Annotated in this window: 10 protein-coding genes and 1 riboswitch; of the genes, 8 read left to right on the top strand and 2 right to left on the bottom strand. The window is 54.9% G+C overall.

Annotated elements, in window-relative coordinates:
• Positions 1-10: 10 nt before the first annotated feature.
• Positions 11-201: riboswitch (cobalamin riboswitch) on the bottom strand.
• A gap of 82 nt (positions 202-283) precedes the next feature.
• Positions 284-1,132: an AhlS family quorum-quenching N-acyl homoserine lactonase gene (gene ahlS, locus KQX66_RS19950; protein WP_216794564.1), complete on the bottom strand. Its 849-nt coding sequence runs from the start codon at positions 1,130-1,132 to the stop codon at positions 284-286.
• A 169-nt stretch (positions 1,133-1,301) separates the two neighbouring features.
• Between ahlS and KQX66_RS19945 the strand changes: the two genes are divergently transcribed.
• The 7 genes from KQX66_RS19945 (at position 1,302) to KQX66_RS19915 (ending at position 9,036) form a co-directional block, all read left to right on the top strand.
• Positions 1,302-1,706, top strand: coding sequence for a winged helix-turn-helix transcriptional regulator (locus tag KQX66_RS19945; protein WP_306665884.1), 405 nt, complete (start codon positions 1,302-1,304; stop codon positions 1,704-1,706).
• Positions 1,707-1,817: 111 nt separating this feature from the next.
• Positions 1,818-2,699 carry a helix-turn-helix transcriptional regulator gene (locus KQX66_RS19940; protein WP_216794563.1) on the top strand — a complete coding sequence of 294 codons (882 nt, stop codon included), beginning with the start codon at positions 1,818-1,820 and terminating at the stop codon, positions 2,697-2,699.
• Between the two features lie 88 nt (positions 2,700-2,787).
• Positions 2,788-5,130: a X2-like carbohydrate binding domain-containing protein gene (locus tag KQX66_RS19935; protein WP_216794562.1), complete on the top strand. Its 2,343-nt coding sequence runs from the start codon at positions 2,788-2,790 to the stop codon at positions 5,128-5,130.
• 213 nt (positions 5,131-5,343) lie between these two features.
• Positions 5,344-6,297: an ABC transporter permease gene (locus KQX66_RS19930; RefSeq protein WP_216794561.1), complete on the top strand. Its 954-nt coding sequence runs from the start codon at positions 5,344-5,346 to the stop codon at positions 6,295-6,297.
• Positions 6,287-7,237, top strand: a complete 951-nt coding sequence (locus KQX66_RS19925; protein WP_216794560.1) for an iron chelate uptake ABC transporter family permease subunit — start codon at positions 6,287-6,289, stop codon at positions 7,235-7,237. Before KQX66_RS19930 ends, KQX66_RS19925 begins: the two co-directional genes overlap by 11 nt.
• Positions 7,231-7,989 carry an iron ABC transporter ATP-binding protein gene (locus tag KQX66_RS19920; protein ID WP_216794559.1) on the top strand — a complete coding sequence of 253 codons (759 nt, stop codon included), beginning with the start codon at positions 7,231-7,233 and terminating at the stop codon, positions 7,987-7,989. Before KQX66_RS19925 ends, KQX66_RS19920 begins: the two co-directional genes overlap by 7 nt.
• Positions 7,990-8,055: 66 nt before the next feature.
• Positions 8,056-9,036: a siderophore ABC transporter substrate-binding protein gene (locus tag KQX66_RS19915; RefSeq protein WP_216794558.1), complete on the top strand. Its 981-nt coding sequence runs from the start codon at positions 8,056-8,058 to the stop codon at positions 9,034-9,036.
• 83 nt (positions 9,037-9,119) lie between these two features.
• Here the strand turns inward: KQX66_RS19915 and KQX66_RS38100 are convergent, their stop codons facing one another.
• Entirely contained in the window at positions 9,120-11,351 is a 2,232-nt protein-coding gene (locus tag KQX66_RS38100) for a helix-turn-helix transcriptional regulator (protein WP_216794557.1), read from the bottom strand.
• 431 nt (positions 11,352-11,782) lie between these two features.
• Here KQX66_RS38100 and KQX66_RS19905 point away from each other — a divergent pair, with 431 nt between their 5' ends.
• Positions 11,783-12,667 carry an ABC transporter permease gene (locus KQX66_RS19905; protein WP_308647253.1) on the top strand — a complete coding sequence of 295 codons (885 nt, stop codon included), beginning with the start codon at positions 11,783-11,785 and terminating at the stop codon, positions 12,665-12,667.
• The last annotated feature ends 4 nt before the right edge of the window (positions 12,668-12,671 follow it).

The raw sequence follows: 12,671 nt of genomic DNA, 5'->3' as shown, positions 1-12,671 counted from the left end.
CGCGAAGGCTTTGGGGTGCATCCATAAGGTAGGTCTCCTGGCTCTCGGATCGTCGTTTTCTTTCGCCTTCCCCGATGGGTGAATCGAGTGACGTCTTGGAAAGAAACTCCCCGAATACAGTGGCGGGACCGCTCGGGATTTGCACCCGATTCCCTGTTACCCTTTGCTCTGCGCAAAGGCACCTTATCGATCAAGTATGCAATTGTTTGATGCTTGCGTCAGAATGTCGATACAAAACTATTCGGTACAAACAGGACATTTCCTTTCGAATGTCCGAAAATTTTTACTGGTAATATCCTTCAGTCGATTTGCGGAACGTTTGGAATTGATTCGCATCGTGTCCAAACCACACTTGGGACTTCGTTCGCTTAGCCAACGTGCGGATTTTCTCCACCGCGCTCCGGTAACCGAGCGAATCGTACAAAATGCCTGGCGGCCTGACCGGCGGGCCGAAGCTTTCCGCCGTATAGACGGCATCGGAAGCGAGGATGATCCCGCCCGTTTCCGGCATGTCGACGTGCAAGCCTATCATGCCCCAGGCATGGCCGCTTCCAAAATTAAGAATCTTGATCCCATCGGCCAGATCCAGGTTATCTTCATTGCGCTTGACCGTTTTCCACTGCAAATGATTTTTGATCCACGCGTCGATGTCCGCCCAAATATAACCGCCTTCTTTTTGATTGCGGGCATAGGATTGCAGCGCGCCGTTCAACTCGTCCTCGTGGACGATAATCGTCGCGTTCGTGAACATCTCCAGGCATCCGGCATGGTCCAGATGCAAATGGGAGGCAATCACGAACTTGATGTCCTCGGGTCTTACTTTCAGCTGCTCCAGCCGGTTATGGAGGTAGCATTCCTCACTTGCCTTCCAGGGGAACGCCTGCTGGGTCGCTTGGGTCCAGCGTCCTTGAGCGCCCATCGAGTTCGGGTTGCAGGACGTATCGAACAAAATTTTCCCTTCCGGATGATCGATCAATACGGTGTAGATCGGAAATTCCACGAACTGCGTCTGCGCATTGGGGTTGTTGATCGTCGCCGGATTGTGCATGGCGATCATCCAGTTTTTGTCCATGCTCATCCGGCCGTTGTCCATCACATATAGCTTGGGCCGGGCTTTCGCTAGATTTGACATGTTCATTCCTCCCATTAGTAAACAAATATATTCGCTTGTACGCTCGCTCATGCTCCGGATTTCAACTTTGGCGGGCGGTATAGACATACAATAGTAGATAAACTAAAATTACAAAAGTAGGAACTTTTTGGTGTCCTGGATACTTCGAGGTGCATAGGAGGGAAAGCATTTGACGTCTTCACCCGAAACAAGACCATTCCGAAACTCGCCGGCGACTTGCGTCTACAGCAGAGTTCTTGAATTGATATCCGACAAATGGACGGCGCTCGTCATGTACACCCTGAAAGACGGGAGCGTCCGCTACGGGGAAATGGGAAGAAGAATCGACGGGATTTCCAAAAAAATGCTGACACAAACGGTCCGGAAGCTGGAGCGGGACGGGCTGGTGCGACGCCATGTTACCCCAACCGTGCCCCCAACCGTCGACTATTCGCTAACCCCGCTGGGCGAAACGCTGCTTCAACCGATGAAAGAGCTAAGGCAATGGGCAAGAGTAAATTACCCGCATGTCGAGGCGGCGAGAGCCGACTACGATTTGGCGCATGGCGGAAATTCCCGGCCTCCGGCGGAATGAAGCTTGCCGGAAGGCTCATGAAAAGAAAATGATGACCAAAAGCATGATGACATTCCGCAGCCTTCGGAACCTCGTCATGCTTGATTTTGATAGCTGAGGGGAGGGACGGGAGTGGATACGGCAAAGGCGCAATTGCTGAACAGCCAGCTGTCGAATTTGCGGGTTCAGCTGCTGTTCGCCAAGCTGTCGGTATGTGCGCGGGATTGGAGAAGGCAGCATTTCACCCCGTTTTACAACAAGCTGTATTACATCTGCGACGGAGAAGGCTGGATTCAGGTCGGCGATGAGCAATACCGTCCGATGCCGGGCGAGTTTATGTTCATTCCCGGCGGAACGGAGCAGTCGTTTTCCGTCACCGAGGGGACGCCCTATACGATGTACTGGTGCCATTTCGGCTCGAATATCCGCCTGGGGAGAGTGCTTCAGCTGCTCGGCATCTCCCATCTCGTCAAAGCGTTGGACCCGGCCTTGGTGCAGCATCATTTTCGTGAGCTGATTCGGCATTTTAACGCGATGGGGCCGACGTCCGCGGTCCATATTCAGGCGGCTCTATTTTCCTTGATCGCGCTGTTTCTGGACACGGCGCCTGTCAAGCCGCATCACGGCATATCGTCGGACGCCGAAAGGAAGCTGATCGACTCGCTGCGCTATATCGACGCGCATTTGGCAAGCGAGCTAACCGTCGAGCAGTTGTCCGGCCACGCGCATTTTCACCCGAACTACTTCATTCGTATGTTCAAAAGACATATGGGCATGCCTCCGATGAAATATATTCACGAACGGAGGCTGGAGAAGGCGCAGCAACTGCTCGCTTCCACCGATTTGACGGTGGAGGAGGTCGCTCGCCGGTCCGGGTTTAACGACGTATCCTACTTTTCCGCATCGTTCAAAAAATATGCCGGCGTCGCGCCTAAAGACTACCGCAATATGCTGCAATACGGCAGGGAGACGATGGGAACGCCGACAGGTTTGTTTTACAACAATAAAGGTTAGGCCAGCAGCTTCTGCTTCCAATGTAAGCGCTATATGATGAAAAAGGCGGGCTTGCCCGGCTCAACACATCATATAGGGGAGGGCGAAGATGATGCGATTATGGAACAGATTAACGGTGCTGGCGGTGGCGGGCGCGCTGGCGTGCGGAGGGTGGGGCTCTGCCGGACAAGGACAAGCGCAGGAGGGCCGGACGCCGGCGCAGCTGTACGTGGCCAAGGACGGCAGCGATGCGAACGACGGTACACTGAACCGGCCGTTTGCGACGCTGGAACGGGCACGGGACGCGGTGCGCGCGCTGAAAAGCGGCGGCGCCTACCCCGAAGCGGGCGTGAGCGTCAACATTCGGGGCGGGGAGTACCGGTTTACGAAAACGTTTCAGCTGGAGGAGCAGGATTCCGGAACGGCGCAAGCGCCTGTAGTGTACCAGGCTTACCCTGGGGAAAAGGTCGTTTTCACCGGCGGCGATACGCTGGACGCTTCCTTGTTTCAACCGGTGACGGAGCCTGCCGTGCTGGCAAGGCTTCCCAAGGAAGCGAGCGGCAAGATCGTGCAAGTCGATTTAAAAGCCCTTGGCATAACGGACTACGGCGTTCTCGGCACGACTACGTCGGTTGCTCCGGAGCTGTTTTTTAACGGCAACGTGATGACCTTGGCGCGCTGGCCCAACAGCGGATTCACGACGATCGAACAGGTGGTGAAAACGCCGGAGGAGGGGTCCGGATACACGTTTACGTACAAAGGCGACGGACTTCGCCCGTGGAGCGGCATCGAAGACACATGGATGCTCGGATACTGGGGCAACGATTGGGCAACGAACGATCTGGCGATCCAATCGATCGACCAGGACCGTAAAACGATCGTGACGAGCAAGGCGTCGTCTTATGCGATGAAGGCCGGACAGCGCTTTTACTTCTACAACATTCTGGAAGAGCTGGATGCCCCGGGGGAATGGGTTTTGGATCGCAAGGCGGGCAAGCTGTATTTTTACCCTCCCGTTCCGGTCAAGGGAAATACCGTTCAGCTGTCCTTATTCGATAAAAATATGATTGCGATGAACAACGTGTCCCATGTCGTATTCAGCGGTCTTGCGATGGAAGTTCACCGCGGCAATGCGATCGATATCAACGGCGGGGAAAACAACGCAATCCGTTACTGCGAGATCAGCAAAATGGGCGGGTACGCGGTCAAAATTAACGGCGGCCGGTCCAACGGCGTATACGGCTCGCGCATTTACAGCATGGGCAACGGCGGCGTCCTGCTGAACGGCGGCGACTTCGCCACGCTTACGGCGGCCGGAAACTATGCCGACAACAACGAAATTTCCAACTACGCGAGAGTGAAATTGACTTATACGTCGGCAGTGGAGCTGAACGGGGTAGGCAACCGGGCGACACACAACAAGATTCATAATGCGCCCCATCTGGCGATTCAGTTCCGGGGCAACGACCACGTGATGGAATACAACGAAATATACGACGTGGTCAAAGAAACGGCCGATGCGTCGGCCATTTATTCCGGCAGAAGCTTCGTATGGCGCGGCAACGCGATCCGCTACAACTATTTCCACGATATTGTGGCGAACGATCTTCGCGTATCGACCGCGGCGATTTATTTGGACGATTATATGAGCGGCGTGGAGATGCGCGGCAATGTGTTTTACCGGATCGGCAAGCAGGCGTTCAAGCTCGCGAACGGTCGGGAAAACATCGTCGAAAACAACATCGTGATCGATTCGGGAACGGCGGTTGCCTTCATGACCCGCAATTATAAGCCGGGCGAGAAAAATTACAATTCGCTCATGAGCAAATTCGATCAGGTTCCTTACCAGAGTGAAATCTGGCACGAGCGTTACCCTACGCTTGCCGGTATCTTGGGCGATGAGCCATTGCTGCCAAAGTACAACGTCGTGCGCAACAACGCGATCGTAAGCAGCGGTCCGATCACGGGCGACAATCGCAATATGGAGCTTGGGACGGTGGAGAACAACGTCACGTTTGCGGATAAAAGCGAGCCCGGCTTTACCGATCCGGCGCGCCTCAACTTCGAGCTGCGGGACGATGCCGCCTTATTTGGCAAGCTGCCCGGGTTTCAGAAGATCCCGTTCGCCGACATTGGCATCAAGGCGACCGGCTTGCCGCAGGCGCATGCCGAACTGGCCGTCACATCGATGGATTACACGCGGAACGGGGGAGACGGCAGCGTGGGGCTACGGCTGAACGGCAATACGCTGGTCTCGGTTTCCGATGCCGACGGGCCATTGACCGCAGGCACCGACTATGTCAATCAAGGGACATCCATCCTGCTGAAAAAGGAGTATTTGGCCAAATGGCCGCAAGGCTCCCATGCGCTTCAGTTCGTGTTCAGCGCAGGGAACAGCGCTCTGCTGACCGTGCACGTCAAGCCTTCGGCCGATCCGCAGCCGGGTGCTTGACGTTATAACCGAACAAACTCAGGCAATCGTTCACGCGGTTGCCTTTTTGCATAGGCGGTTTTTGGTAAATTTCGAAAAAAGCCTTGACTGACGCGGCCTTGTTGTCTAATATAATTTAAGATTGTTCATTAAGAATGATTCTCAATATCGTTATATTGATAATGAATATCATTATCGAATTATTTTACTACTAAACTATTGTTAGGAAACGCTATGAGAAAAACTTATTTGGTCCTTGCCCTGATTATTTTATCCGTTGCTTCTTTATTCATTGGCGCGAAAGATTTGACGCTAACCGATATCGTGCAGTGGAACGAGGAGAAGGTCGAGGTGCTGATGATCAGCCGGTTCCCGCGTTTGATCAGCATTCTGATCGCTGGCATGAGCATGAGCATTGTGGGCCTCATTATGCAGCAGCTCAGCCGCAACAAATTCGTCTCCCCGTCGACCGCGGGCACGATGGATTCGGCCAGTCTGGGCATCTTGGTCGCCCTGCTGGTCTTCACGGAGGCGACTCCGCTGCTGAAGATGTCCGTCGCCTTTATCTTTTCGCTGGCCGGTACATACGTGTTTATGAAAATTCTCGACCGGGTGAAATTCAAGGATGCGATCTTCATCCCGCTCATCGGTCTTATGCTCGGCAATCTCATCGAATCGATGACGACCTTTTTCGCCTATAAATACGATCTGATTCAAAGCATGTCGTCGTGGCTGCACGGGGACTTCTCAGGTGTGCTGAAAGGCCGCTACGAGCTGCTGTACATCAGCATTCCCGCCACAGTGCTGGCATACCTGTTCGCCAATAAGTTTACGGTCGCCGGGATGGGCGAGGATTTTTCCGTCAACCTCGGATTGAATTACAGGCAGGTGGTCAACATCGGACTTGTGATTGCAGCCCTGGTGACCTCGGTCGTCGTGCTGACGGTGGGCATGATTCCGTTTCTGGGCTTGATCATTCCGAATATCGTCACCATTTATCAAGGGGACAACCTGAAAAAAAATCTTCCCCATACCGCTTTGCTCGGAGCCGTCTTTGTGCTGGCCTGCGACATTTTCGGGCGGGTGATCATTTATCCGTATGAAATTTCGATCGGATTGACCGTGGGGGTTATCGGAAGCGGGATTTTTCTTTACCTGCTTATGAGGAGAAAGAAATATGAGCAATAAAGTCAAGTTAATCTTGCTTGCTGCGATCGCGGTGGCTTTGATTGTGCTGTTTATGGTCATCCAGTCGGGCGGCAATTGGGATTACATCCTTCCCCGGCGGGGCAGGAAGGTGCTCGCGCTGCTGCTCACCGGCTTCTGTATCGCTTTCTCGACCATGATATTTCAGACGATTACGAACAACCGGATACTGACGCCCAGCATGATCGGGCTCGATTGGCTGTATATGCTGATCCAAACCGCGATCGTCTTTATTTTCGGCGCAACCGGCCTGACGACGATCAGCAATCAATGGAATTTCGGGCTGTCCGTCGGTTTGATGGTGCTGTTCGCGCTTCTGCTGCATCGACTGATGTTCCGCAAAGAGGGAACGAACATTTACTACTTGCTGCTTGTCGGGCTCGTGCTCGGAACGCTGTTTCAAAGCACGTCCTCGTTTATGCAGATGCTGATCAACCCGAACGCGTTTCTGGTGCTGCAGGGCAAGCTGTTTGCCAGCTTCAGCAGCGTCAACTCCGATCTTTTGACGATCTCGGTCGTCGCGGTGCTGGTCATTACGCTGTATTTCAAGAAGCTTCTTACCTACTTGGACGTCATTTCGTTAGGCAAAGAGCATGCGATCAATCTGGGCGTGCCGTACGACAGCATCGTGAAAAGACTGCTGATCGTCGTCGCGATTCTGGCGTCGATCGCTACCGCGCTGGTCGGACCGATTACGTTCTTCGGGCTGCTTGTCGCTAACGTCACGCATCAATTTTTGCGCACGTACCGGCACAGCCAGCTTATACTCGGAGCGGTCCTGATCGGGATGATCGCCTTGGTCGGCGGGCAATTGATGGTAGAACGGGTGTTCACCTTTACGACCACGCTCAGCGTCATCGTCAATTTCATCGGCGGGTCTTACTTTCTATATCTTCTGTTGAAGGAGAACAAATCGTGGTAGAAGTACGCAACGTAACGAAAACCTACGGGAACAAGCGCGTCGTCGATCAAGTCTCCGTCAAGGTCAACAAAGGAAGCATCACCGCTTTTATCGGGCCGAACGGCGCCGGCAAAAGCACGCTGCTGTCCATGATGAGCCGCCTTCTGACGAGGGACGAAGGAGAAGTATGGATCGAAGGCAAGGAAATCGGGCAGTACAAGAGCGGCGAGCTGGCCAAAAAGATCTCGATTCTGAAGCAGTCCAACCATATCGGCATCCGCCTGACGGTGCGCGAGCTGGTCAGCTTCGGCCGCTTCCCTTATTCGCAGGGCAAGCTGACGAAGGACGATTGGGCGTTCGTCGACGAAGCGATCCGGTATATGGAGCTCGACGACATGCAGCACAAGTATATCGACCAATTGAGCGGCGGCCAGCGGCAGCGGGCTTACATCGCCATGGTCATCGCGCAGAATACCGAGTACATTTTGCTGGATGAGCCGCTCAACAATCTGGATATGAAGCATTCGGTCCAAATTATGAAGGTGCTGCGGCGGCTGGTCGACGAGCTGGGCAAGACGATTGTCATCGTCATTCACGACATCAATTTTGCCTCCTGTCATGCCGATTACATCGTGGCGCTCAAGGACGGGAAGCTGGTCCGCGAAGGCCCGACGGCCGAGATCATCGAGGAATCCGTGCTCAAGGACATTTACGACATGGATATTCATATCGAGGATATCAACGAGAACAAGATTTGCGTGTATTTTACTTAGCCGATTGCCCAAGGGACGCCATGCCGTCCTTTGCAATAAATATTACGATTATCGAGGTGGTCAAAGATGAAAAAAATGTCATGGATGCTCATGATCGTGCTGCTGGCCGTTATGGTTGCGGCGTGCGGAACGAACGGTTCGGGCAGCTCCAACAATGCGGCAGGAGGCGGCGATGCGAAGAACGCGAACACGGCCGCACCGAAAGATAGTGAAGAACTGACGATTAAACATAAGCTTGGGGAAACGAAAGTCAAGAAAAACCCGCAGAAGGTCGTTGTATTCGACTTCGGCACGCTGGACTCGCTGGATAAATTGGGCGTAGAAGTGGCCGGCGTTCCGTCGAAAAACCTGCCTTCCTATTTGTCCAAATACAAGGACAGCAAGTATGCGAACGTAGGCGGCCTGATGGAGCCGGACTTTGAGAAGATCAACCAGCTCAAGCCTGATCTGATCATCATCTCCGCACGGCAATCGGCCAAATACGAGGAGTTCAAGGCGATCGCTCCGACGATCTTCATGGGCGTGGACGACAAAAGCTACATGAAATCGTTCGAAGAGAACGTCAAGCTGCTCGGCCAAATTTTCGGCAAGGAAGCGGCAGCGGAGAAGGAGTTCACCGCCATTAGCGATTCCGTCAAGAAGCTGAAGGAAAAAGCGTCCGCAGGCGGCAAAACCGCATTGGTCATCTTGACGACCGGCGGCAAGACCACTGCTTACGGCCAGGGCTCGCGCTTCGGCATTATCCATGACGAATTCGGCTTCACGCCTGCAGACAAAGATATCAAGGTGGAGACGCACGGTCAAAGCGTAACGTTCGAGTACGTGGCGCAGAAAGACCCGGACTACCTGTTTGTCGTCGACCGCGACGCCGTTGTCGGCAACGGTACGCCGGCGAAGCAAATCGTGGAAAATGAGCTGACGAAGAAGACGAAAGCCTACAAAAACGGCAAAATCATTTATCTGGATTCGAACTACTGGTACCTGTCCGGCGGCGGCTTGCTTTCCGTGGCCGAGATGGTGAAAGAAGCGGAAAAAGCGGTGCAATAACCGCCGCTATAGCCCCGCCCATGAACCAAGCTCCCTTTATTGCCAAGCCGGCGATAAGGGAGCTTGTTTTTTGCTGCCGCCGCTTATCCCGGCGTCTGGCAGCGCCGGAATTCGCCGGGCGTCTCTCCGGTCAGCTTCTTGAACATCCGGATGAACGAGGTGACGTTCCGGTAGCCGATCCGCTCGCCGATGTGCTGGATATTCAGATCGGAGCCCGTGAGCAGCTCCTTCGCTTTTCGAATGCGGATCCGGTTCAGGTGCTCGATGAAATTGTCGCCGGTTTTCTCTTTGATGTATACCGACAAGTAGGCGCTCGACAGGTTCAGCTCGGAGGCGATCAGGTCGAGCGAAATGTCGTCGGAATACCGGTTCTCCAGCGTCTGCATGACGAAGTCGATCACGCCGTCCTTCGCCTCTTTCTTCCCTGTAGGGCTCCCGGCGCAGGCCGGGACGAACGCGTCGAAGAAGCGCTTGAATTCGTCCGCGGTGTAGCAGATTCTCAGCTCCTTCAACGCCGCTTGGGCGTGCCGGACAGCGCCGGCGTCGGTTTGCCGCAGCTCCATCGCTTTCACGACCCGGGAAGCGAAGCTTTCGGCAAAGCGGCGGCATTGGGAGAGCGTAGCCCCTTTCCGGTCCATCGCCTCCAGCATCCGGTGCAGCGCATGAAGCGTCATTTTGACATTGCCCGCTTCCATATGGGCATGAAGCTCCTGCTCCTGCTCCGCGGGAAAGACGAAGGCCCCGGCGGGGACGGCCGGTTCGGCGATGATTTGCGTTTCGTCCACCGGGCGGGCTTGCCCGAGCATGGCGGATACCTGCTCGTAGGCCGCGTGCAGCTCGGCCGATTGAACGTACGTGGAGCTGACGGCGATCGTGACCAGGCAGGTGCCGCGTTCCGTATCCAGCGTCTGCTTCAGGCGGCGCAGTGCCTCATCCGCGCGGTCCGGCCCGTTCTGCCCGAATACGACGGAGACGATCTGGTCGTTCTCGATCTGAAACGTATAGGCGCGGAGCCCGTGCTCGGACAGCACGATGTCGACGTAATCGCCGATCGCGCGCTTCGTCGCTTCGCTCAGCGGGTCCGGTTTTCGGTTGTTCAACTGATACAGCACCAGAAAGAAAGGTCCTTCCTCCAGCATGAAATCGCGCCATTCGGAAATGCCGGTGTGCAGCGATTTCAGCTTCGCGATATAGCTGTAGTTGGTCAGCAGAGACTTGCTGCTCCGCAGCTCGTCGTGAATCCTCGCGCGCTCCTCCTTCAGTTTGCCGATATGATCGCTGATCGTATCGAACTCGTGAATTTCCGTTTCCATCCGGGGCAGGTCCCCCTCCCGCTGCTGCAGCGAAGCGATGATCCGCTTCACCGGGGATTGCAGCCGCCGGCTGAACCAATACGACAGGCCGAGAGCGACCGCAACCGATGCGAGCAGAACGGCCGTTTGCGTCGTCCGCAGCTTGGACAGTTGGGCGGCGACGGCGGCATAAGGAACGGCCGTGATATAGCGCAGCCGGTTGTCGGGGTCGGTATGGACGAAAAAGTAATGGTCCCGGAACAATTGGTAGGACTCCCCCTCGGCGAAGACGGGAAGCTCCGCAACGGAAGCCGACGCCGGGGAGCGGTACAGCATGCCGCCGTCCTCCGTTTGAATCAGAAACGGCACGTCGCCGAGCATCGCTTCGTTCATTTTGTCCGCATCCAGCATGGCGATGATCATATAGTTGCTGCCGGGCAGCTTGAACGAGAACGGAATCAGCGGCTTCGCCTCCGTGCCGAGGCGGTCCAGAGGATAAGTCTGTGTCGGATGCAGGCGGTAATTGCCCGCCCGGTCGAACTCTGCCTCCCAATAAGCCGATGTATAAGGAGCGTGGAAGGCGGGAAGCGAATCCAGACCGGTCCGGCTGCTGCTGCCCTCCTTGTCGGCCATGAACAGATTGGAGCGGTAAAGCACCATCAGATTATCCAGGTAAAACAGCGGATTGGTCGCAGACTCCCGCAGTCTCCGCACGATATCGACCACGAGAAAGTAATTTGCCTTCTCTTTTTCCGTTGGAAGCAACTGGCTGTTGAATTTGACGATGGCGCTGTCGTTGTGCGCTTGAAAAAGCACCGTTTTCAGCCGGTCGAAATGCGTATGATACCGTTCGGCGGCTTGATCCAGGATCATCCGGTTCGAGGCGATGAGCTCCTCCCGGATCTTTTGCTGGAAGAATGAGAACAGCACATAGTTAAAGGCGGACAGCAGCACGATGATGGCGAGGAAGCTGGCGAACAGCCGGACGAGCAACGATCTGCGCTTTTGTTTTGTGCGATCCACGGGCATTCCCTCCTGGGCGTATCCTTCGTCTATAAAACCTCTAAAGGTTGAAATCCGGACACAAAGGCGGCCACTCCGTTTCTACAAAGCGCTTTCGGACGTTCCGCTCGTGATTCACCGGACTTCTCAACTTGATGCTAACAAGAAGCGAAAGCAACAATCAACCCCTTTACGAAACCTTAAAACGATGCGCCAAAATCGTGAAAACGCTTGCCCCATCTGGGCTAAGACGTGTTTTTATCCGCCGGCGACCAAAGAAAATGTGTGTTGTCTAAAAAAGTGTAAATACCATTTTCCGGCGGCACAGGCTACGATCAGATCGAAACACGACGCAAAGGAGGTGTGAATCCTTGAAGCAAGCGGCGCTGAACCGCCGGACCGGAACGGTAAGGAACGCGCAGGGCGGCCGGTGGAGAAACCGGTGGAAGGGGATCAAGCGCAATTGGGAATTGTACCTGCTCATCTCTCCGGTGCTCGCCTTCTTTATCTTATTCGAATATGTGCCCATGTACGGGGTGCAGATTGCGTTCAAAAACTTTTTCGTCACGAAGGGGATCTGGGGGAGCCCGTGGGTCGGACTGGAGCATTTCGAGCGGTTCTTCGAAAGCTTCTACTTTTGGCGGCTGCTCGGCAATACGCTGTTCATCGGCTTGTATCAGATCGCGGCCGGGTTTCCGGTCCCGATCCTGCTGGCGCTTATGCTTCACGAGGTCGGGCATAAACGGTTCAAGCAGGGGGTGCAGACGATTTTGTACGCCCCGCATTTTCTGTCGACGGTCGTTGTTGTCGGGCTGCTGCTGATCTTTTTGTCGCCGCAGTACGGTCTGGTCAATCATGCGCTGGTGTTGGCGGGATTGCAGCCGGTTTCGTTCCTGACGCAGCCGGAATGGTTCAAGAGCGTCTATGTGCTGTCCGGCGTATGGCAGCAGATGGGCTGGAACTCGATCATTTATTTAGCCGCGCTTGCGGCGATCGACCCGCATCTGCACGAGGCCGCACAAGTCGACGGCGCAAGCCGCCTGAGGCGCATCTGGCACATCAATTTGCCCGGACTTCGGCCGACGATCGTCATTCTGCTGATCCTGAACATGGGAACGGTGCTCGGGGTCGGCTTCGAAAAAATTTATTTGCTGCAAAATTCGCTCAACATGCAGGCTTCCGACGTCATCGCCACGCACGTATACCGCAGCGGCATTCTCGGAGCCGAGTACGGCTTCTCCGCGGCCGTCGGCCTGTTTAACTCGCTGGTCAATTTTACGGTGCTGGTGACGGTGAACGCCATCGCCCGGAAGGCGGGCGAAAGCAGCTTATGGTAGAGGA

It is taken from the genome of Paenibacillus oleatilyticus (genome assembly GCF_018998565.1).
GTDB lineage: Bacteria > Bacillota > Bacilli > Paenibacillales > NBRC-103111 > Paenibacillus_G > Paenibacillus_G oleatilyticus.
Note: the sequence above shows the minus strand (reverse complement) of the source record. Positions and strands in the feature narration are given on the sequence as shown.

What these genes read in the sequence shown, in the direction of transcription:
- KQX66_RS19915 (WP_216794558.1), top strand. Translation starts at nt 8,056, where the DNA reads ATGAAAAAAATGTCATGGATGCTCATGATCGTGCTGCTGGCCGTTATG.
- KQX66_RS19930 (WP_216794561.1), top strand. Translation starts at nt 5,344, where the DNA reads ATGAGAAAAACTTATTTGGTCCTTGCCCTGATTATTTTATCCGTTGCT.
- ahlS (WP_216794564.1), bottom strand. Translation starts at nt 1,132, where the DNA reads ATGTCAAATCTAGCGAAAGCCCGGCCCAAGCTATATGTGATGGACAAC.
- KQX66_RS19925 (WP_216794560.1), top strand. Translation starts at nt 6,287, where the DNA reads ATGAGCAATAAAGTCAAGTTAATCTTGCTTGCTGCGATCGCGGTGGCT.
- KQX66_RS19935 (WP_216794562.1), top strand. Translation starts at nt 2,788, where the DNA reads ATGATGCGATTATGGAACAGATTAACGGTGCTGGCGGTGGCGGGCGCG.